The sequence below is a fragment of the Butyrivibrio sp. YAB3001 genome, from assembly GCF_900112195.1.
Lineage (GTDB): Bacteria > Bacillota > Clostridia > Lachnospirales > Lachnospiraceae > Butyrivibrio.
In genome coordinates, this window is record NZ_FOKR01000004.1 from 261,582 (window position 1) to 283,419 (window position 21,838).

General features: G+C 38.0%; 26 protein-coding genes. 1 reads left to right on the plus strand and 25 read right to left on the minus strand.

The window, feature by feature from the left end:
• The 14 genes from floA to BM086_RS06565 all read right to left on the minus strand — a co-directional run bounded on the left by floA (position 1) and on the right by BM086_RS06565 (position 14,235).
• The gene (gene floA, locus BM086_RS06500) at positions 1–972 is read right to left on the minus strand and encodes a flotillin-like protein FloA (protein WP_092325017.1); all 972 of its coding nucleotides are present in this window, start codon (positions 970–972) and stop codon (positions 1–3) included.
• On the minus strand, positions 973–1,455 hold the full coding sequence (locus BM086_RS06505; protein WP_092325019.1) for an NfeD family protein: 483 nt from the start codon (positions 1,453–1,455) through the stop codon (positions 973–975).
• 1 nt (position 1,456) lies between these two features.
• Complete coding sequence (locus BM086_RS06510; protein WP_092325021.1) at positions 1,457–2,185, minus strand: sensor histidine kinase; 729 nt, start codon at positions 2,183–2,185, stop codon at positions 1,457–1,459.
• A gap of 356 nt (positions 2,186–2,541) precedes the next feature.
• Complete coding sequence (locus tag BM086_RS06515; protein WP_141107702.1) at positions 2,542–2,895, minus strand: hypothetical protein; 354 nt, start codon at positions 2,893–2,895, stop codon at positions 2,542–2,544.
• A 62-nt stretch (positions 2,896–2,957) separates the two neighbouring features.
• Entirely contained in the window at positions 2,958–3,257 is a 300-nt protein-coding gene (locus BM086_RS06520; RefSeq protein WP_092325025.1) for an HNH endonuclease, read from the minus strand.
• Entirely contained in the window at positions 3,254–4,600 is a 1,347-nt protein-coding gene (locus BM086_RS06525) for a GNAT family N-acetyltransferase (protein WP_092325027.1), read from the minus strand. The genes BM086_RS06520 and BM086_RS06525 overlap by 4 nt, the downstream gene beginning before the upstream one ends.
• Before the next feature lie 354 nt (positions 4,601–4,954).
• Positions 4,955–5,683, minus strand: coding sequence for a MerR family transcriptional regulator (locus tag BM086_RS06530; protein WP_092325029.1), 729 nt, complete (start codon positions 5,681–5,683; stop codon positions 4,955–4,957).
• Between the two features lie 107 nt (positions 5,684–5,790).
• Positions 5,791–7,356 (minus strand): hypothetical protein, encoded by a 1,566-nt coding sequence (locus BM086_RS06535; RefSeq protein ID WP_092325031.1) that lies wholly within the window; start codon positions 7,354–7,356, stop codon positions 5,791–5,793.
• Positions 7,357–7,416: 60 nt separating this feature from the next.
• The gene (locus BM086_RS06540) at positions 7,417–9,270 is read right to left on the minus strand and encodes a DUF3298 and DUF4163 domain-containing protein (protein ID WP_175560131.1); all 1,854 of its coding nucleotides are present in this window, start codon (positions 9,268–9,270) and stop codon (positions 7,417–7,419) included.
• 183 nt (positions 9,271–9,453) lie between these two features.
• Positions 9,454–9,636 (minus strand): hypothetical protein, encoded by a 183-nt coding sequence (locus BM086_RS20790; protein WP_175560132.1) that lies wholly within the window; start codon positions 9,634–9,636, stop codon positions 9,454–9,456.
• 87 nt (positions 9,637–9,723) lie between these two features.
• A complete protein-coding gene (locus BM086_RS06550) occupies positions 9,724–10,155 on the minus strand; it encodes a helix-turn-helix domain-containing protein (protein ID WP_092325035.1) in 432 nt (143 codons plus the stop codon).
• Complete coding sequence (locus tag BM086_RS06555) at positions 10,152–11,228, minus strand: acyltransferase family protein (RefSeq protein ID WP_092325037.1); 1,077 nt, start codon at positions 11,226–11,228, stop codon at positions 10,152–10,154. The genes BM086_RS06550 and BM086_RS06555 overlap by 4 nt, the downstream gene beginning before the upstream one ends.
• 332 nt (positions 11,229–11,560) lie before the next feature.
• Positions 11,561–12,568 carry a hypothetical protein gene (locus tag BM086_RS06560; protein WP_141107703.1) on the minus strand — a complete coding sequence of 336 codons (1,008 nt, stop codon included), beginning with the start codon at positions 12,566–12,568 and terminating at the stop codon, positions 11,561–11,563.
• 302 nt (positions 12,569–12,870) lie between these two features.
• Positions 12,871–14,235, minus strand: a complete 1,365-nt coding sequence (locus BM086_RS06565) for a glycoside hydrolase family 53 protein (protein ID WP_242952136.1) — start codon at positions 14,233–14,235, stop codon at positions 12,871–12,873.
• A 117-nt stretch (positions 14,236–14,352) separates the two neighbouring features.
• Here BM086_RS06565 and BM086_RS06570 point away from each other — a divergent pair, with 117 nt between their 5' ends.
• Positions 14,353–15,207: a helix-turn-helix transcriptional regulator gene (locus BM086_RS06570; protein WP_092325043.1), complete on the plus strand. Its 855-nt coding sequence runs from the start codon at positions 14,353–14,355 to the stop codon at positions 15,205–15,207.
• A gap of 169 nt (positions 15,208–15,376) precedes the next feature.
• Here the strand turns inward: BM086_RS06570 and BM086_RS06575 are convergent, their stop codons facing one another.
• The 11 genes from BM086_RS06575 to BM086_RS20800 all read right to left on the minus strand — a co-directional run bounded on the left by BM086_RS06575 (position 15,377) and on the right by BM086_RS20800 (position 21,835).
• Positions 15,377–15,592: a hypothetical protein gene (locus BM086_RS06575; RefSeq protein WP_092325045.1), complete on the minus strand. Its 216-nt coding sequence runs from the start codon at positions 15,590–15,592 to the stop codon at positions 15,377–15,379.
• Positions 15,593–15,678: 86 nt separating this feature from the next.
• Positions 15,679–16,380, minus strand: a complete 702-nt coding sequence (locus tag BM086_RS06580) for a YczE/YyaS/YitT family protein (protein ID WP_242952137.1) — start codon at positions 16,378–16,380, stop codon at positions 15,679–15,681.
• Between the two features lie 48 nt (positions 16,381–16,428).
• Positions 16,429–16,623, minus strand: coding sequence for a hypothetical protein (locus BM086_RS06585; protein ID WP_092325047.1), 195 nt, complete (start codon positions 16,621–16,623; stop codon positions 16,429–16,431).
• The gene (locus BM086_RS21565) at positions 16,620–16,751 is read right to left on the minus strand and encodes a hypothetical protein (RefSeq protein WP_255367770.1); all 132 of its coding nucleotides are present in this window, start codon (positions 16,749–16,751) and stop codon (positions 16,620–16,622) included. The genes BM086_RS06585 and BM086_RS21565 overlap by 4 nt, the downstream gene beginning before the upstream one ends.
• A gap of 557 nt (positions 16,752–17,308) precedes the next feature.
• Positions 17,309–18,628, minus strand: a complete 1,320-nt coding sequence (locus BM086_RS06595; RefSeq protein ID WP_092325049.1) for a sensor histidine kinase — start codon at positions 18,626–18,628, stop codon at positions 17,309–17,311.
• Positions 18,629–18,631: 3 nt separating this feature from the next.
• Positions 18,632–19,348, minus strand: a complete 717-nt coding sequence (locus tag BM086_RS06600; RefSeq protein WP_175560133.1) for a LytR/AlgR family response regulator transcription factor — start codon at positions 19,346–19,348, stop codon at positions 18,632–18,634.
• A gap of 241 nt (positions 19,349–19,589) precedes the next feature.
• Complete coding sequence (locus tag BM086_RS06605; RefSeq protein WP_092325053.1) at positions 19,590–19,775, minus strand: DUF6440 family protein; 186 nt, start codon at positions 19,773–19,775, stop codon at positions 19,590–19,592.
• Between the two features lie 20 nt (positions 19,776–19,795).
• Positions 19,796–20,179: a DUF5975 family protein gene (locus tag BM086_RS06610; protein ID WP_092325055.1), complete on the minus strand. Its 384-nt coding sequence runs from the start codon at positions 20,177–20,179 to the stop codon at positions 19,796–19,798.
• 3 nt (positions 20,180–20,182) lie between these two features.
• On the minus strand, positions 20,183–21,388 hold the full coding sequence (locus tag BM086_RS06615) for a metalloprotease (RefSeq protein WP_092325057.1): 1,206 nt from the start codon (positions 21,386–21,388) through the stop codon (positions 20,183–20,185).
• A 57-nt stretch (positions 21,389–21,445) separates the two neighbouring features.
• Positions 21,446–21,616, minus strand: coding sequence for a hypothetical protein (locus BM086_RS20795; protein WP_175560111.1), 171 nt, complete (start codon positions 21,614–21,616; stop codon positions 21,446–21,448).
• A gap of 51 nt (positions 21,617–21,667) precedes the next feature.
• Positions 21,668–21,835, minus strand: a complete 168-nt coding sequence (locus BM086_RS20800; protein WP_175560134.1) for a hypothetical protein — start codon at positions 21,833–21,835, stop codon at positions 21,668–21,670.
• Positions 21,836–21,838 lie beyond the last annotated feature (3 nt).

Here is a 21,838-nt window from a genome sequence, read left to right on the forward strand (position 1 = left end):
TTATAACTGTTTGTCTTTCTTATTCTCTACGTACTGCATAACACCGGTTCCGATGTCGTTTTTCATCTTGGTATCAGCCTGAACGTTCTTTAAATTGTAATAGTCAAGTACTCCAAGATTGCCTGATCTGAGGGCTTCTGCCATAGCTCTGGGAATGTCAGCCTCAGCCTTAACTACCTCGGCCTTCATCTCCTGCTCAAGGGCTACCGCCATAGCTCTTCTTTCTTCTGCTTTGGCCTGAGCAATCTTGGTATTGGCTTCCGCCTGAAGGCTCTGAAGATTAGCACCAATGTTTCTTCCAATATCAATGTCAGCTATATCAATTGACATGATGTCATAGGCTGTGCCTGAATCAAGTCCCTTTTCCAAAACAACCTTTGAAATGTCATCCGGATTCTCAAGAACGCTGCTATGAGTTTGGGCAGAGCCTACTGTTGTTACAATGCCTTCACCTACTCTTGCAAGAACTGTGGCTTCACCGGCGCCACCAATGAGATGATCGATGTTGGTCCTTACTGTTACACGAGCCTTTACCAGAAGCTCGATACCATCTTTTGCTACCGCTGCGATTTGAGGAGTTTCAATAACCTTTGGGGTTACACTCATGGTAACAGCTTCAAATACGTCACGGCCCGCAAGATCAATAGCTGAAGCCTGCTCGAAGGAAAGATTCATGCTGGCCCTTTCAGCAGCTATCAAAGCGTTAACTACGCTGTCAACGTTACCACCTGCCAGGTAATGAGCCTCCAGCTGATTGGTCTTAACATCCAGGCCTGCTTTGGTTGCCTTGATCATAGGATCCACAATCTTGGCTGGTTTTACACGACGAAGCTTCATTCCTACCAGTGTAAAGATACTTATCTTAACACCGCTGGCCACTGCTGATATCCACATTCCAACGGGAATTATTGTAAAAAATACCACTAAAAGTAATATTATTAGAGCTGCGGTTATTATAGTTGTTGTTATCATTTATTTCTCCTCCTGAACGAGTATTCTATTATTTTTTACTTCTGTTATCACAAGAGCCGAATCCTTTTTTATATAATAATTCGATGAAAGGATGTCGAGCTTTACTCCGTCAAACTCTCCTTTTCCCGAAGGACGAAGGTCCGTAAGGGCAATGCCTTTTTTTCCAATAAGGTATTCCATATCGGTTTCATCAATGAACAGATTCTTGCCCTGAAGATCCGTATCCAACTTGAGTGGGGATTTGATCTTCTTTGAACTAAATACCACGATACTTATGACCAACATTACCGCGATCACCACAATGGCGATAATGCCTACCAATATCCTCTCCGAAGCATTTCTTCCTGTTAAAAAAATCCCTGCCGAAGTAAATATTATTCCTGATATCCCCGGTAGTCCAAACCCCGGCATGTAGAATTCAACGCCTATAAGTAGGATACCCACAATCAGTACTACAATACCCAATATCTGAACTGCTCCCATTTTACTCTTCCTTTCCAAAGCTGACTGTGAATATTGTTTCTTCTTCGTCAGATTTAAGTACAATTTTTCCTTTTGCTTTACTTACTATCTCAGATACAATTGCAAGTCCCATGCCATGGCCCTCTTCCTTTTTTGTGGTAAAGCCTTTTTTGAAAATGCTTTCTCTGATCTCCAACGGTATTTCCGGTCCGTTGTTCTCAACACTGAAAATGTACTGCTGTGGCGATTCCGTAATGTTTATCCTGATCTTCTTTTCCTGAACATCACTGTCCTCAAGAGCTTTTTCTGCATTATCAATGATGTTTGATAAAACCTTACAAAGTTCCCAGTCCTCAATAATCAGGTTCTTAAGATCTGATTTTACCTCGATCAGAAACTCGATTTTTTTTGCTTCTGCTTCAGCAGACTTGGCAGCAAGGAGTGCATTTATGGCGGGCTTAGACGTCTTTACAGCTTTCCCCGTTTTTAATAGCTCCTTGTACACTTTCCTGAGGTATGAATTCATTTCATCATATTCCTCAAGTTCCATGAGACCATACACGATCTGCAGCTGATTCAGATAATCATGTCTGTCCATCCTGAGTTTGTCATTAAGCCTGGACAGATTGTCTATGGTCTCAATAAGAGCATTGTTCCTGTCTAGCAGCTTCTGATAATTCTTTATTAAAATGATTATGCAGCCGGTTAATATCACCACCAGCGTGGCACAAAAGATAAGATATATTAACATGCTTTTCAAAACCGCCTCTGTATTTATAATCAAATATTACCATTCCCACATATGTAAACAACATATACTCTCTCAATTATACAAAATAGAGGCTGAAATGACAGTATTTGATAATTACTCCTCTAAAAAGTGCATATACAATTTGTTGTCTAAGTAGTTCTGAATATATTCGTCAGATGTCTGTCCAAAATCTTCTTCAAAGGATCCAGCAGATGAGATAATGCTGTCAACAAAGAAAAAACAGACCTTTTTTCGGGTCTGTTTTATCCTTATTTATAAAATCATTTAGAGTATTCCGTAAGCCATATCATACACCCAACCACTTCTATGCCAAACTAAAGCCGTCAGTTAACTGCTTATCCTTCTCTTGTCAGGACTACATGTCCTTTCGCCTTTTTGCCGGTAACGGTAAGCGTATATTTTCCTGCTGATTCAACACCAACTTTGAAGTTTCCGGATTTCATCTTATTGCCGCGATATACTGGTTTTTCGTCCTCTTTTTGAATATTTAAAGAAATATCGCCTGATTCAGCTTCTATCTGCACATCAATGCTCTCGCCTTCATTCATATCAAGTTCGTGAGTATAAGATGTGTTAAGCACATTAAACTCAATATCGAAATGATTTGCATCGCCGGTCTTACTTCCGTCAAAGGTTGCATCGTTTCCGCATGAACACAACAGCACTAAAACCAGCATTCTAACAAGCAAACCAGAAACTCTCCCACATGAATTACTCCCATTTTTCATCACGTTTTTCCTTTTACTTAAACTCAACTGTAAACTTTCTCCCATTCCTTCTTATATTCATTAGCAGTCAGGGTAAATACTCTTTTAAGGTAAGGATAATATTCCTCAACAGCCACTATCCTTGAGCCTTTCTGCTTATTGCAGTTCTTGCAAAGTGGCAGGAGATTTCTTTCGTCATCTGCTCCGCCTCTATACTTAGGGACGAAATGCTCTATAGTAGCCTTCTCAAAAGAAATATGCTTTCCACAACGAGCACACACTCCATCCGTCTTGCCAAGAACAATACGCTTAATATCAGCTTTTCTTTGCTTCTTTCCCCTCATACGCACCCCCTTCGGCTCCACACACCGGAGGGTCCTCCCTTCACTCCTACTTTCAAATCTTTCCTACAAATATAAAGAAGATGGTTCGTACTTCCAAGCAATTCTCTCTTTTCAGAGAAATTCAGATACCATTCGCATAGTTTCTTGAAATCCTCATCGGTAACGGAGAAATCCGCCCTGTGCTCTATAGGTTCCAGAATCCCGTCAACACCGGTTGTTGTTATCCATGATACATTCTTATTTTCAAAGAGCTGTTCAAACTCCGATATATCATAACCGGTAAAGAGTTGCTCTTTAAAGTGTCTGATGCGGAAATCATCAGTAAAATTCTCTTCCTGCCCCACAGCCCAGTTACCATAAAAATAGTTAGAGTACATAATCGCGTAAACCGATATGAAAGCAAACATTATCACTCCACCAGGCTTTGTCACCCTTATAGCTTCATCTATCGCCTTATTCACTTCATCGACTTCATACAAGTGATATAAAGGTCCCAAAACAAGTGTGACATCAAAAGAATTGTCTTCAAGCATCTCCAGTTTTGTTGCGTCTCCTTGAAATGCTCTGATATTTGCCATACCCTTGCTGTAATCTCTCAACACTTCAAGATTTTTCTCAACCAGTTCAACGGCAGTTACATCCATACCTTCTTTGGCGAGAGCGATGGAATATCTTCCTGTACCAGCACCGATCTCAAGTATCTTTGCTTTCTTATCAGCATATCTGTGGATGTAATTCATTGTAGTAGCATATTCAAGTCTGCCATGAACACTTCTTTCCAGACGGTCATCCTCGTCATACTGTGCATAGAACTTGCCCACGATTTCCTCTCTTGAAGCACCATCCACTATCTGATCAATTCTGGTAAAATATTCAGTCTCATTATCATGATGAATATATGCTCCGTTCTTAATCTGAACTCTAAGGCTTGCAGGGTTGTCTTTATTAACAGACATATAGACTTCATGAATGCACATCTGCCTGGCTTTTTCAAGTGTCAGCTCAAGTCCTTTTGTAGCATAGCCCTTTCCTCTGTATTTTTGAGATATGCAGTAACCAATATGCCCTGGTCCTTCCCGAAGGAAATCATTCAGACAGTGACGCAGGTTAAATACACCCACATAAACATCTCCATCTGCAAGTACATAAGTAGTATCAGGAACAAATCCTTCTGGCAGTTCTTTCCCCAAAGACCATTTGCGCTTTTTATCAATCCAATCTAAAAATTGCTCATAATTGTAGCCATACACGTTATTGATATAGCCATTTTCATTTTCTGGAAAAGTCATGTATAGCTCATAAGTTTTCCTGTAATCTGAATCCTGCACCCTGATTAGTTCCATATTCTCCTCCTCCTGTAAAAACAAGCTCCACCAGACTCGACAAAACCTCGCCAAGTGCTTTGCTCAAATAAAAAACCTCATCAAACTCTTTTCTATGTCTGATGAGGCTCAATTCCCTGTGAATTATGCATCTTTAGATTCAAACCATGCATTTACTCTACGCCTCATCATACATAACACCAATAGTCCCCTGATTATTATTCACGGGATTTGTAGCAGATGGTGTATTTGAATTGATGAGTATAACGTCTCTCATAGTGATATATCGCTTTCTGAAAATTATTAGTTGTAAGTATAGTTGACTGATAAATCGCTGTCAATACTATTTTTATCTGATTTTTCTAAACCAATTGTTTACTTGCCACAATAAATCTTTATTGCCTGATATACGAATTCTGCGGTTCCTTTGCCGCCCATCTTGTCGATGTTCTCAGTGAACTCTCCGCCGCCTGCATACATCTTACCAAGGCCGTAAAGAATCTCATCGGTGCATTTATACATGTTCTCGGTAATAAAGTCCTGTATCTTCCTGACCTGAGCCTGAACCTCTGCGGAAGCCGGATCCTTACTGATCATTGGCCCGAATTCTTCGAAAATCCTTGAAAAATCAGCCATCAGGCCGCTCTCGTATTCCTTGGTCCAATTCTTGCTCTTTTCTGAAAACTCTTTATACTCAGGAGTCTGCCCCCACTGCTCTTTGGCTTTCTTTGAATATTCATCAAGCTTACTACTATCAAATGCTGTAAAATCCAATCTTCTCACTCCTCTCGATTTAAGGTATTTGCACAGATTGAGTAAATTCTCAATATGCTCCTTCTTAAGTTCCAGAAGGCCGATCTGCTGCTCTAGTGCCTTCGTTTTGTCAAAATCAGATCTGTTTATTATTTCTTTTATGTCTTTAAGCGGAAACTCCAGCTCCTTGAACAGTAAAATCTGCTGCAATTTCTCCAGTGCTGCATCGTCATACAGCCTGTAGCCTGACTCCGTGTATTCTGCCGGCTTTAAGAGTCCTATCTGGTCGTAATACTGCAAAGTGCGTATACTCACTCCTGTCAGTTTACTTACTTCATTTACTGTCTTCATGGCTTTCATCTCCTTCACGTGTAACTATAGCTTAAACCATGACGTAACGTTAGAGTCAACACTTTTTCAGAAAAACGGTTCTTAGTTCGAGCAATTATTTTCGAATTTTATTCACCTTCATGCTCCGCCTCTTCACGGATAAATTCAAAAGTTTTTCCTTTGTCAGTAGAGGCATAAATGCCAACCGTGCGTGCACCACCAAGTTTTTCACTATGATAATCACCATCCGCTCCCTGACTTATCTTCAAGTATATAGTGTCTGCTTCTTCCCATGCTTCCTCGGGCATGACAAACGGATTGTAGAACTCACCAGTCGGAAGTTCGATTTTGGGAGAAGGAAGGATTATCTCCTGATAGCTTTTGCCGCCATCAACCGTTTCAAACAGGAGCCCTTCGCTTCCTCCGGCATATGATAACGCAGCGAAACCGGTATTTCCGTCATCAAGAAATGTTATAAATCTTGCTTCTCCACCATTCTGATTGAAAGGATCTGAATTCACAAGTTCTGCACTGTCGGGATTTCCCTTTTCATTAAAGACCATCAGGATATAGAAACTGCTTCCTAATGCGCGGTCTATAGGAACAAGCGCATATTCGCGCCCGTCCGGAAAATCATATGCTACTTCATAATCATATGTAGCCCACTGTCTTATTGCGTCATCAGTTATCTTGGCAGATGCATTCAATGTATCGTCAGATTCATCAACTGTATCATGTCCTGACGGGATATTATTAAAAAAATCATATTCGTGATTTAAGTACCGGTCTATGCAAGTATACAGATTATTGTAAAATCCAACTCTGTCAGCACTATAACTGTCCAGTCGTAGCATATTATTAAAACCGAATACCGCTTTCTCATAACCGGGAGCTGTTAGTATAAACCCGGTCGAATCATACATTTTTTTCGCTCTGATATACGGAAGTCGATCAAAACAGCAGTCAAGCCATTCACAAATATCGTCACAATAAGAATTTAGATCCTGACTGCCGGGTCCATTCATAGATATTATTGGAGTATAAACGAGATCTGAGGGTAATTCTCCTTCTTTAACATCCCAATCCAAACTTCTCATAAACCTTTCAGGGAACAGTGCATCAGTCACTGTCTTGAAAACTTCCTCCGGATAACTGTCATGAAAAGCCAAGCTTTCATCCGCGCGAAAAACAATACCATCCCCTCTTATGGCATATCCGTTTGCATCTTTGGTGATTTCCTCAACATTATATATGGAATACCTTTCGCTTAGGATATCCTTTATTTCCTCATCTGAATATCCCACAAAGGAATCCCTTCCATCATAAAAAACTTCGACCTCTCTATCTGATTGTTCAGACCCCATAAAGGTAATGATAACCCCATACTTCATCCATTCTACAGAATAGTTTGCTGGACGAAACTGAACTCCGTCATCAGAGATATCCTGACGAAATGATTCAACAATCCGATTTTCGTCCTTAACAGTCACCTTTGCGTGCGAAGCGCCAAAAGGCCAATCCGCTTCGCCTACCGCCTGAAAAACAACACTGTATCTGCCATCCGGAGATTGTTCCATTCCGACATTTGTTCTCTTCCAGGACATCTGATATTTCAAGCTCAGACACAACACGAGAAGGATCAGCAAAACTGAAGCGGCAATACATGCTATTATCTTAAGTATTTTCTTTACCATCTTTTCTTATCTCAATCATTAATCGTCAATTATGCTGAAATTAGCAGCTCCCTAGATTTATTATCCTCCAAGAGTGCTAACACCAAAAACTTCTTCGTAACTCGCAAATACTTCTATGAATCCAGAGGAATAAGGTCCAAGGTCGTAAGGGAAAAAGTAATAGATTATTCCATCTTCTTCGAAATAAATATTGTAATAATTCACGGATTCATAAGCTACTTCGTAGGCACTATCTGAATCCTGCGCAAAATACGGATTATCATCGCTACTATTTTCACCAGTTTCATCCTCATAGCTTTCGTAATCCTCTTTTACTTTTGTAGCAATAAGTGTCTTGAACTCTTCCTCTGTGCCTTTATAGAAATCTTCAAATGTCAGCTGCTTGCCCGTCTGAAGATCAAAAAGATATTGGTCTCTACTGGGCATTCCATGAGCACCACCACCGTACCAATAGCTATTTTCATATACAGCAAGGTATCTGTCATTTATTATGTTTACTTTAGTGACTTCATATACTTCTTCTGTAACCTGTGACCATTCCTCATGTTCATCGCAGTACTCATCAGAATTGTTCTCATTGGCATTTCTGATTCTCTCTGCTATTTCATTTGTTTTGGCATATAAAGCTTTATTGATCACATCTGAAAACTCTGAGTAATGATAATCCAGCTGAAAAGTCTCGCAGTATAGCTTATCAAGTTCATAGCCGCAATGAGGACAGCATGATGTAACGCTGGTATATTCAACAGTTCCGTAATCAAAAGTATCAACATGTTCAGGTTCTATAGCCAGCTCTACGATAGTATTATCAGCATCTTCTATATCTGACATGTACCAACCAATCTTTTGCCCTTTAAAATCTCTAAAAATCACCTTACCTTTCTTAATGATAGGCGAAGAAAGCGGTGAATAATACAGTGTTCCAGGAACACCTTTTCTTGTGATGATGGTTCTATCCTTACCACTAACAAGATCATAAGAATGAAGACTGGCATCTCTCATACCATATTCCGTGGAATCATTATGAGTATAGTACATCACTCCTTCATCCAAAGCCTCAATACTAGACACTGATGGTTCAATATTTATATCACATATCTTATTCTGATCAAAATCGTAGTAATAGTATCCTATTGCGTTATAGCTACCATCCATTATATAAAACAGCAGGAACTTGTTGTTATATCCAGATGTCGAAAGCCTTTTATCAGAAAGACTGACTATACACTCTGCATTTCCCTGTGCATCAATCTTAAAAATCTCGTCATTCAGTTCCCGCAAAACAAAGCCTTGCTCCCCCAAGATTTTTTCGTAGCACTCTTTGTATTGCCCTTTAACTCTATTCACATCCGCGTTATAGAATAAAATAGTGTCATAAAAAGCCTTAAGTGAATCATCTTCAGAAACAGTATACTTTAATTCATCTTTTTCTTTTGCTATTTTATAAACCTTGTAAGTCTGCTCAGAATCATAACTTCCAGTTTTAACTGCTGAATAAAAGAATCCGTTGTAATAATCAAAGGTATCAACATATTCATCATCTTCTTCCCGGAAAATCTCAGCAATTTCCCGCTTCACAGGATCAACTGCAAAATACGCCTCTATCCTGCTTAAATAGTCCTCTCCTTCATAGCAGTAGTAATAAAGGATTCCGTCATGCTCCAGTTCAAACCCTCTTGGTGTAAAAGAACTACCATTTTCAGCAAAGATCTTTTTTATATCTTCAATATCATATTTCCCGGTTATATTACCCTCTAGATCAGATGCGTAAATCACTGAATAATTATCGTTAATAAGCACGAAATCATCGGTCTCATCTTTATTTACATTTTGACTATTCTGCCCTCCAAGAGTGCATGCTGATAATAACACAGCACAAAGAAAGCAATTTAAAACAATAATTCTTCTTTTCATACCTATCACCATAAACTATAAACTGCCATGAGTACTATTGTTTCCAGCATTACTCCAAGAACCGATAGCTGTCTTTACCATTAACCAAACTCCTCCAATACAGTTATATCCATTATACCCCTAACAACTCTATTTCACCCATAAAAATGGACTGGAAAGACGATCCAGCCCATCTTCGAATCTTTAATGATTATCCAAATATTCTGAGAGTCTAAGCCAATCGATTTTTACTCGCCTTGCATCCCACTCCTTTTCCGGTAAGTGGTACCAGGTACCAGAAAGTTTTATAGTGGTTGGCATTATCCTGATAAAACTCATGGATGCACAACCAATAACTTTATCTCCGTCACTAGCCAGAACAGTCATCTGATCTCCATTTAAAAAGTAATCACGACTTTCATTTATCACTTCATCTGAATGTTCATAATTTTCATCTTCTCCTCTTGTTCATAGTCACTCCATACTTCCTTTTGCACTGTTGATAAGTCCCAGGAGACCTTTTTCTTTTATAAGGGCAATGCCCTGGAATTCATCTCCGAGAACTATCAGATTGTCGCCTGATTTTATATCGAAGATCTTTCTTGCTTTAGCGGGAATGACAATCTGACCCTTATCTCCTACTTTGACCATTCCAAAGATATGTTTTCCTTTTGGTGGTATGTCATATCCTAGGTTGTCCGAATCAGTCTTTTCATACGAGATAAGATCGTCCATGGTTACACCAAAGAGGTCCGCCAGCTGCTTACACCTCTCTATATCCGGAAGTGACTCTCCGGTCTCATATTTTGAAAGCGTCTGCCTGGATACGCCTATTTTCTCGGCGATGTCTTCCTGCGACAGATTGTTAAGCTTTCTTAATTCAATAAGGTTATCAGCAAAACTCATTCTTTCTTCTCCTTTTTAATTCCCAGAACACACCACCTTATGAAAGGTATGCGGCTTACGATCTCATACAGAAGGTAGGAACCTGCAAATGCTGCTATTGCGACCAACAGGTAAACGATGACAGGGGCAAGGGACGGACATAATGTATGCAGATACCATCCGCTGACTGCGATCATCAGATAATGGAACACGTAGAGGCCCCATGATTTTTTGCACATCCACTTTGAGAAAGTATTCTCAAAATTTCCCCATTTTCTCATGAAGGCAAGTACACCGAGCGTTCCAAACCATGCGTATGCATTGCACATGATTGTATCCAGAACCACGTGATCCGGATAAGGCTGACCTATATATAAAATCACGAAGGCTATGCAGGATGCGAGGGCAAGGATGCTTAATAACAGCCAGTTTTCGCCAAGTCGATCCATCACTTCGTCATTGGACAGTACAAAGTAGCCGATTAAAAAGCCCAGTCCGTAAATACCGAATCTGTATACCACTATTATCGGTGTGTTAAGTATCTGCGCCGCTCCGTATACGGGTATGACAAGAAGTATAACTATCAGAAGGTTGGTCTTGTCGCAGATATTATAGAATCTGTCTTTTTCAATCCTTCTGATCAGTACCAGTATCAGGCTGAAGAGCCAAAGCATCTGAACGTACCACAGAGGACCTGAGCCGCTGACTGCCATTATCAGGAAAAGGATTGGCCCTGGTACATTGCCCATGGAATCAAATGCACCGGATATCAGCATATTGTAGTAGCCAAGAACCCAGCCGAAAACCAGAAGTCCGATTGTTGATGGCACAAGATATTTTCTCGTCCTTACTCTGATGAATTCCTTTTCTGTTCGTTTAACCAGTTCATAACGGGCTGACATGCCGGATACCACAAACAGAAGTAACATGAACCAGGGATATACAATGTACTGATATGTGTCCTGGGGCTGATGTTCACTGAAGGGACCGATGATTCCATGCTGTGTAACGCCGTTGAATATGTAAATTACATGATAGATGACAACCAGCACTACTGTTATCCAGCGAATATTATCCAAATATACCTTTCTCATTTTTCTACCACCTTTGCTAAACATTTTAACATTTTTTTAATCATAAAAAAGCAAGCTCCGCCTGTCTACCAAGCGAAGCTTACATGTAGTGCAGTATTTTGTTAAATTTGGTTGCGAACTCACAGTTTTCTCAGGAAATACATTTACATTGAATGTATCGAACAGATCCTCATCTTCTTGTTTATCGTCAGAACACCCCACGCCTTCCGATTTGCAGGAGATGCAGGAGGAATGAATATACTCTTCATAGCTGACCTTATGGGATAGTACCAGATTCTATCCGACAATCTTTTCAGCATCTTCACACCAATTCTCTTTCTTGATTTCGATTTCTATACCTTTACCCATTCTACTCTCTGCGCATCAAGCTCATCCAGCTTAATATCATATCCTTTATCGCTTGCAAAGTTCTCAATCATTTTCATGATTTCTTCCCTGCTCTCAAACACAAATCCCTGTTCTTCACACCCTATGATAAACTGTTTATCTGCATCAGAACGTTCTCCAAACTCATATAAGCAGTAATGAATCTGTCCGTCAAATTCCACTTTCCCAATTGCTAAATTAGGTTCTTTATCCGTATAACACTCATTATATAAAGAACTATACTCATCTGGATACGACAGCTCATTTCCAAACAAGATAAGCTCATCAAAGATAATATCCTCTGTCCCTTTTTGTGTTATCACCTCAGTCTTAGCCACAGTTATCCTACTGTTAGCATATTCTTTAGATGAGTACACACCATTTTTTCCCAGATAATTGTCAGACCGTGCCTGCTCATAAGTGTTAATTACGGATGTTAGATGTAGCTGTCCAGCATTATATATTAGAAAAAACATGACATTATTCTCTATATAATAATTAGGATTATCCGTAACTATAATTGCCATTACAGGTCGTTCGCATTCCTCATACATAAAGGAATAAAAACATTGAATATCCTCACAAATGAACATTTCCTCATAAAGTTCATTAACTTCATTGAATGTGACAACCTCTCCGATTTCAGGAAAGCTTTCGAAATCCTCTGAGCTAAAGTCTATATCATTAATAGCTCCTTTCTCAGTGCAGTTAGTAATGAAATCTATCATCGCACTCTTTATTGATTCAAAATCATCCGAAACCTGTTCAGCTTCAAAGGCTATTTTCTCTTCAGAAGGCTTTTCTTCATGTATCTCGGTAGTGACCATTTCTGGTGCCGTTTCGTTTGTATTATCTGTATCAAAGCCTGAGGATGATCTTTGCAAACTCTGATCTATTTCTTTTGTATCGGAAAAAGTGCATGCAGACAAAATAAACATGCCAGTAAGAAGTGCCCCAACTACTTTCTTTCTCATATCAATCACTGTTAAGATCCCATTTCCCAAAATAGAATCTGTATTCCTCCTTTCAGCGTATACTATCCCTATCTATAGGATACTTCCAAGAACTTTTTTCTTCAATTTCAACAATACACAAGTTTAATGGCCGCTTTTGTCATTTCTTACATAAAGGACTATTTTATCTGTGTAAATAATCAAGAAAAAAATCGACTAAAGGCTCCAAAATTTACAAGCCCTTAGTTCTCCTGGAACATAATCAAAAAGAGTAACAACGCAAATGGCACTTCCAAAAAGCAGAAGTGCCATTCATAACGTGATTATTCAGCTCCATTCCTCATATAGTTAAATACATTTATAGATTCCAAAGGATGCCCCTCAAAATCAAAGAATGCCTGATTATCCCATGAGCATCCACCATAATATACAGCTGCATCCTCAGGATCATAATCAGAAGCATAGCTGCTTGCCCAGCCACTTCCGTACTGTTCCCATATTGCTGAATTGTCAGCACTGGCGGGTCCCACAGGAATCCATGCTCCTTCCCAATAGAACATTCCTATACCACCAACATTATTTACATACTGGCATATATCATGAAGAATGGTTGCCTGTCCTTCAGGTGATGCCGGATATCCATCAACAAGATCTTTTTCTGTGAGACTGTTCCCTGAACCATCACCATCTTCAGTAGTATAGCAATATGAAGTTTCAGCAAGAAAAGCTTTTTTGCCATATCTTTCCTGGATAAGTTCGAGAACACGGCTCATATTATCCATACCACCATCCCAGAAAGGATAATAGCTCATTCCAATCATATCGAAATCAAGCTCCGCATTAACAAGCTTCTCCACAAGGGTAAGAACATCTGCCTTAGCTGTGATTCTTGTGTAATGAACAACGATGTCAATGTCTTTACCATAATCTTCCGAAACCTCGCGGATAGCTTTGCTTCCGGATTTAAGAAGCTCTATTACATTTTCCAGCCTGGTTTCTCCGGACATACCATAGTTGATCTCATTTCCAATCTGAATCATGCCAACATCAACACCTGCGTCAAAGAGCTTTGTTAAGCTATCTTTTGTGAAGTCATAAAGCGCTGATGATTTTTCCTCCACGCTCATTCCCTCCCAGGCCTTTGGCGCATGCTGCCTTTTAGGATCAGCCCAGAAATCAGAATAATGGAAATCAATCATAACTCTCATCCCATATTCAGTAGCTCTTTTACCAAGTTCTATAGCTGTAGGAAGATCATTGTTACCGCCACCATATCCATTGCCGTTTTCATCATACGGATCATTCCATACACGCAGGCGAATATAGTTAATTCCAGAATCAGCAAATGTTTTGAGCGGATCCTGCTCATTACCATCAAAATCATAATATTTAACACCACTCTTTTCTTCTACAAGAAGTGATGAAGCATCCATTCCAAATATAAAATCATCCGGCAGCCCATCAATCGCGGTTTTCCAGGTCTCCACCTCTGGCTCCTTTACTTCATTTTCACTAGCTACCTCGCTAGAATTATCGCCAGCTTCAACACTTTCCATGGCAACAGGTGTTTCCTGAACGCTTGCCTCTGTATCTGCATTAGCGCTCTCCACATTACTATTGCATCCATTTAAAACTCCCAGCATCAAACCTGCAGTCATAATCAACGAGCAAACTCTCTTCCCTTTCATCACTGCCTCCCCCGTTATTAATAAAAATAGCCTAATATGCATTCTATCAACTATCAATGATAAAAAACATGAACAAAGGTGTATAATATATGCACATTCTTACCAATTGGAGCACCTATGTATATAAACTACGGAAACTATCAGGAAGATATTCAGGAAGGCTATATAAACAAAAGCGTACCTTTATGGATCAATAGCTGTGGAACATATAAGCTAATTACCAAAAAAGAGATGCCTACATTCAGGCCAAAGGGGAGGCTGGATTACCAGCTCATATATATACATTCCGGATGCGGTCATTTTATATTTGAAGGCTCCAATAATGTGACTGTCTCTGCAGGAAACATAGTAATATACCGTCCTGCCGAGACACAGAACTATATTTACTACGGAAACGATACGCCAACCGTGTATTGGATTCATTTCTCCGGTGCCGAAATAGATAATCTGCTCAGAAGGCATGGTCTAGAACCAGACGGCAGAGTTCTGTCCGTAGGTGTAAGCGGAGAATACGTCCAACTTTTTAATAAGATCATTCTTGAATTGCAATTAAAAAGGGACTTCTATGCCACACAAACAGCTATCCTTTTCATGCAAATCTTAATCCTTATGGGAAGAATAAATAGAAATGGCGAACACAGTATACTTGCAACAGATCGTCTCGAGATTGAACATGCTACAGATTATTTTCACGAGCATTACCATGATCAGATCTGTATAGAAACATACTTAAAAAAAAATAACATCGGTAAAAATGCCTTTTTCCATAAGTTCAAGGCATTAACCGGTGTTACTCCTCTGCAATACGTTCTAGATATAAGGCTATCCACCGCCAAAAGATTATTGGAAAATACTGACTATTCCATATCAGATATAGCTACAATTGTCGGATATGACAACGCTCTTTATTTTAGCAGACTGTTCCATAAGCACGTCGGAAAATCACCTCGCGAATACAGATCATCACAATAAAGCCGCTAAAAATGGGCATGTCACAAATGCTGTCATGCTTATTTTTCAACAATCGATTGTATTTCTGCACGCAAGCAATTATTCTAGCCCTATGGAGGTGAGAGGTATGAGTATTGGGAGTAAAATAAAACAGCGAAGAACAGAGTTAAATATTACAAAAACTATTTTCTTACGAGCCACTTATCTCACCTGCCTCCCGGAAAGCAAGCGCTATTTCAGCGTTATTCGTATGATCATAAACTTCTTCGTTCTGCTCGCCTGAATCCTCAATACTTTGCTGTATAGATGAATTCTCTACAGCTTCGGATACAGCTACAGACTTTCCACATGCTGTCAGTATCATGCTTCCGCCCATTATAAGTGCAAGTATAGTTTTTTTCTTCATGATAAAAGAGCCTCCTGATTCTCTGTAATGACAATCATAAAGGCTCTTCCTTAAATTCACCTAAATAATCATTATTTCAACTGCCGTCAAGCAGTCTTTCTATCCACAAATATTTTTACTGAATCAGCCAAATGCTGATGATGGACATGCGTCGCATCAAACTTCACAGATGAAAAAGCCATCTGCATTATCGGGCCTGTTGCAAAGGCGCAGATCAGTGTGCCAACACCTACCGGTCCTCCAAGAAGCCAGCCGATAAAGGTTGCAAGACTAAGAAGCGCAATGCTCACTGCACCTATTGGAATCTTATTTGCCCTCTTAGCAAGCGCTACAAGAAGAGTATCTCTGGGGCCACATCCAAGAGAAGCACTCATATACGTATACTGTGTGTATGCCATAATTACCAGCCCTATGAGCATAACTACAATGCCCTTTAACATTGAATCGCATTTTGGAACAACGTTTATCTTGTTAAAAAAGTCCACGGCTTTCCCCACAACAAAGGCATCAATAAACATTGCTATCCCTATGGGCTCTTTTAAAGCAATATCCACGCCCAGGATTGCATATGATATAGCAACCGAAGCTGTACCATAAAGGATCCCAAGCGTTTTTGACAGGCCAAGATTCAATACATCCCATGGTCCTGCTCCAATATTAGCCTGTATTGTCAGATATACTCCAAATCCGTTTACAAATAAGCTGACTGCAGCCAATAACATGTTTGTTATTATCGCCCTGGTTGTGCGGTTTTCCTTTAATCTACTATTGTTCAGCATTTCAATCATTGTTCTATTCCAAATTCCTTCATCAAACTATCAGATTATGCACATTACTTATGGTTCTTCCAGGTATCTGACCTTTTTGCCATGAGCTATCGCATACTCAATCTCACTCTTAGTGCTGGATCCCACATAGCCTCCGACATCATATACATGCACAGTCTGTCCAAACAAGTCTGCTTCTGTAGGAACAATTTCTCCCTTTTCGACTCTCAGCGCACCTGCTCCGATCAGCACACAACCGATCAAAGATCTACTTCATGCCTATCAAGAACATCAATAAGAGTCACATCCTTATCGTATCCTGCTATGGCATCCAGTATCTTCTTAGTATTCCCATGATGCTGGCTATAATAAACAATAGCTGTCTTTCCCATAAACAAAACTCCTCCGAAACAGATACATCCATTATAACCCCAACAGCCCTATTCATCCCACTATAAATGAGCAAACATAAAAGTACCCATCCTGTACTTTTTCTTGTAGAAGTGCCTAACCCCGCTCAAAATGTGGGCTTAGAAAAAGGACCGGATTTTGCTCCGATCCCAGTTTCAGCTCTTATTCAGCTTGCATTATTACCTATCCAAATCTTCGTTATGGCATGCGATTAAGATAAGCAATTATATCTCTTTGGCTTTGAACAAATCATCTAGTGTGACCTGCTTTTGAACAATTCCACTATACTGATTTGATTCCACCCCATAAGTTGTTACAAATACTATCTCTGAATACGTCTCCATACAAATCAAATCTGATTAGCCACGAATAATTCCAACTAAAGCTTCAATCCATCCCAACATTTTTACTACCTCCATTTTTAATACTTTTTTTAAATCAACTGTTTCCGTTTGTTTGTATATACATATTACACAATATTTTTATAAAAATAAAGCATTTAGAACAAACTGTAGAAAAAAAAGAATGAACTGCAAAATTATTTCAAAGAAACTACGGTTGTAGCAATAAACTTATGGTCTTTACATTCAAGCTTCAATGAGCCATCATAGCGTTCTACTACTCTTTCGATATTAGCAAGTCCAAATCCATGTGATTCTTTGTCAGCTTTGGTAGTAGCTATGCGATTATTATGAACAAACACATCTTGAATACATGTATTACTTATTGTAAACACCCATAAATTCTTTTTCAAAATTGACTTGATTTCGATTTTTCTTTCTCCATCAACAATAGATGCTGCTTCTATTGCATTATCAATCAGATTAGATAAAAGAATTACAAGATCCACATCATCTACCTTCTCTGCTGGAATAAATCCTTCAAACGATAACGCAATATGCTTTTCATTTGCAGTTTTATCCTTAAAACTTATAAGAGCATCAGCAATAAAGTTTCCCGTATCAAAGGATTTTTGTGTAGTAGACTGATATGCATCCTTTATTTCTTCAATATATTTAAGTGCCTGCTCATTCTTATTTTCAGAGATCAGTGCACTTAACGCCAAAAGTAAATTCTTGGTATCATGTCTAAAACGACGAAGCTCAGTATTTTTCTCATTCATCTCTCCGTAATACTCTGCCATCTGCTTCATCGGTTCTTCAAGGTTACCTATTATGGTTGTCATGGATACATTCTGCTTTCGAATCAGAATTGTATGAATTATCAGCACCGAAAGAAGTACATGTGCTATAATGCTCAAATTCTTAAGTGATGCAGGATAGTCCGGCGATTTTAAAATCTCATCTTCAACCAATCCATAAACATAATATACTGCGAAAAGAACTACATATTCAAAAGTGGTAAGATTTGTAAAACACGTATTTAATAGCTTTATTTTTCTAAATGCAAGCAATATCATCAAGAATAAAAATATTGCACCTTCGACAAATGTAACGAATACATCAAATTTTAGTAATCGATTTCCACCAAATACATCTCCGAAATCGATAATATGCAAAAGCGGATTTGCAAATATCTCTGTTATACCTTCATAAAACAAAACCATTATGATGAACTTGAACTTAACTCCATACTGAGTCCAAATGAATGGAATTATTCTGACAAAAAACAGTCCATATGCTAAAAACACCACAACTGCGTTAGCATCCTGACCAAGTTCAATCATAAATCTACACCAATATGTAGTAAATACATAAAAGATGATCCATATCAGATCACTATTCTTCCATTTATTTTTTATAAATGCGAAATTATAATCAAATACAATTCCAAAATTCATGAAACAGAATATGGCTCGCAATGTATATAAAAGAAATATAATAGGAAAGCTATCCATTTCTTACCCTCCAATTTTTACAAGGTACTCCGAATAAATAGAATTAAATTCTTTATATTTCATTCTGCTAATCTGCAATTTAGCCCCGGTATCCAAAGTTATTTCATCACGATCATATGAATCGATATGTTTCATATTCACCAGATACGACTTGTAACATCTATAAAAGTACTTTTTAGAAAGCCTTTCTTCTACTGCTCCGAGTGTTTCATGACACTCAACAGGTTCTCTTCCGTCACTAAAATTCAAAACACAATTCTTGCCATAGCCTTCAATATGTGTTATGGTACTTTCCTTAAAAAAGAAATTTGTTCCATCAACACGGATCTTTAGTACTTCATCATTTTCCATCATCTGTATAAATGAATCCAACGCTGTAAAAAACTTGTCTTCTTCTATTGGCTTAACAAGAAATCGAAATGTTCCTACCTCAAAAGATTTAAATACGATACCTGGATAACTCGAAACAAAAATAATAACTACTTCCTTGTCATTTTCTCTGATTTTTTTTGCTATAGACAAACCATCAGAAGTACTATTGTCAAACTGATAATCCATAAATATCAAATTATACTTTTTATCTGCTGCAAGAAGCATTTCACCAGTATTGTACTCATCAACTGTATATTCAAGTTCCTTCTGCATAGAATAATTAAGAAGATTTTTCTTTACCTGTTCTCGCATAACTTTGGAATCATCACAAATAGCAATACTTATCATAAAAAACCACCTCAAAAAAACAAAACAATTACATGTAAAAAACGACATAAAGTCATACCATTGTACTTAATCCAATTATTTATGTCAAACACAATTTAATTATGAAAATTATATTCAAATATATCGATTGTTTATGAAATTTTTTTATAAATCAAGCTCGTATTAAATAAAAAGCCCACATCACTTTTGTTTTAGATCACAAAAGCGACATGAGCTTTTTATTTACTCAAAACTACATTTTTTACTGTAACTCATTTACAGGTGTTACAACTGGCTTTCCATCTTTATCAAGTAATGCTGTAAGTCCGCCTGCATATCCTGACTGACGGAATACATAATTAACTCCTGTCTCAGTATCTACAAGAATTTCTACCACATTAGTATGTCCCTGAGTATATACTTTTACAAATCTTTCGTCTTTTTTCATAATCTTTAATTATCCTTTCATCACATTGTATAGTAAATATCTGTTATTACAAAATCATCTGAAATTTCGCCTTGTTTAATGCTGCAAAAAACCTTACCAGAATCATTTGATATTTTATCTATCACTATATCATTCATCAGTTTTTCTATTTCATATATGCTTCCTTCAAATCTCACTCTTGCTGCAGGTTCAATTTTCAGGTTCCATATAGAATTTTCGTTTAAATCATTATCAGAATAGTATATTTTATATTTTTCTTTTCCGTACTCAACGATTATTCCATCTAATCTCTTTCCATTCAAGGTAGCCACTTTTTGAAGTGCATCGCTAAATTCTTTGACATTACAAACTAATACGCTGGTACGACTTTCATCAAATTCTTCATATAAAAGTGTCCTGAGCATTTATTATACCATCCGCAGTATTCTTCTACGTTCTTCTAAATATATCTTTTGATACCTCTTAAACATATTTAATATATCTTTAGCAATAATAAAAGACATCATAATCGTGATTATATAAAATGGAACGTATAGATTGTTTAAATAAAGGTAATTGTATACCATTTTTACTGTAGCCACCCAGAACATTGGATAAACCATAATTGCCCCAAGTCCATATATGGATAAAACTAATCCTTTTTTAATGCTACAAATTTTTTCTTTTATAATGCCATGATCAAAAATACATGTCAGAAAGAAAATCACACCTTTATCCATCAGGTTATCTATACCTATCATAGCTGCGAGTGCCCAGTAGCCATCAAGTTTTACAAAAGGTATAAGGTTAAAAATGATAAACCCTATATTTGCGAAATAGTAAAATAGTAAGAACATTATATCTATTCCAAATTTATGTAAAACTGAATATAAACCAAGTGCTAAAGTGCCGCATAGATAGTTAACGTGTACTCCACCTAATGCAACTCCCAAGGTGCTTTTTCGTTTATTCATAAGATAAATATCACTTACATCACAGTAAAAACTTGGTATTCCAAAAAATAGCATCATTCCCATTTTAGGAATCTTTCCACCATTTTTCATACAACATATCCCATGACCAAACTCATGCAACATTGTTGTGATTATCATTGCAAGAAAAAGACCTACTATTTCAATCCAGCTCATTCTTACAATTTTATCTGCCGCATCTACAAAAATCTGGGGTTCTTGTAAAACACCTCTCCACGAAATAATCGTGAGCAAAAAGCCTATTAAAAGTCCTTTCCAACCAAATAATTCGCGTATAAGATATGGCGTCTTCTGTACTAGTCTGTCTGGATTAACAGATGCAATCCTTATTTTTGTATAATCAGAGAAACCTTTTTCTTTCCTGATATACCCGTGGTCATCATCTGTTTCTACTACATCATCAGAGAAATATCCCCACTCTTCAAATTTTTGGTCTAAAAGTGTTTTACTATCATCTGAGAGAAGATCAGCATATTGAACATCTATCAGATCATTTTGAAAATCCTCTATTTTATTCAGACAAGTAATTAAGTAGGCTGTTTCGTTTTCTCCAAGCTTAACATATCTATTTGTTCTTTCATTTTTTACCACATACGTATGTGGGCGAGTTCCATTTATAATTTCAAGATATCCAACATGCATATTATTTCCTCTTTCACAGTTCTTTTCTCTCAGTCTCTAATTATTTAGATCACCAAATCAAGTTAAAGCGATTGCTGCACAGATTCCGCCTGCAATTGCAGCTCCTGCTGCCATTCCCTCAACAAAATCTCTTCCGCTTCCAAGTTCCTCTACATTCTCAAGCTCTTCGAAACCTGCTTCGTTTGTTGCATTAATCATATCCTTCTGATCAAAATTTGTGTTCTCCATTACTATTTTCCTCTCTTTTTCTCGTATTTTATTTATTGGTTGATTTTCTCATCAAGTCAAAACGATTGCTGCTGTAATTCCTACTGCTGCTGCTCCTACTGCTGCTCCTGCAAGAAATGCTCCATCTCCAAGCTCTTCTGCTACTTCAAGTTCCTCGCAGTTTACTTCCTCATTCTTGATCTCTTCATTCTTAAGTTCTACATTCTTTAATTCGCTCATTTT